The organism is Secundilactobacillus angelensis (genome assembly GCF_012641075.1).
GTDB lineage: Bacteria > Bacillota > Bacilli > Lactobacillales > Lactobacillaceae > Secundilactobacillus > Secundilactobacillus angelensis.
Genome location: NZ_JAAXLJ010000087.1, coordinates 1 through 364, shown reverse-complemented (window position 1 = coordinate 364; position 364 = coordinate 1). Strand labels below are relative to the sequence as shown.

The 364-nt window shown below is 45.1% G+C and carries 1 protein-coding gene; it reads right to left on the bottom strand.

Going from position 1 to position 364, the window contains the following annotated elements:
- Positions 1-364, bottom strand: a 364-nt coding sequence (locus tag HC026_RS12470; RefSeq protein WP_168926213.1) for a transposase, incomplete at both ends; no start/stop codon positions are given.

Here is a 364-nt window from a genome sequence, read left to right as displayed (position 1 = left end):
GCAGTCACATCACGCTCCTTAACTGCCGAAAGAATCGCTTGATAAGTTTCATATGCGGTACGGAAGTCGGAATCTAAATCAAGGCACATGGCAATCAGGTTAACGGCTGTATCGTAATAACCGACGCTGGAGTGGTACGTTGGTCTAACGGCATCAAGTTCCTCAAAGCGCTTCAAAAAGACTTTCCACTCGCGCTTCATAAAACGGTATTCTTTACTGCTTTTGGGAACGGTCTTCATCACCTGTACGCGAACCATGTTGAGCGCAGTTGAAACCATCTGAACGATATGAAAACGATCCACAACTATTTTCGCATTTGGAAACAGACGTGGGACTAGATTGATGTACCCAGCGTTTAAGTCTA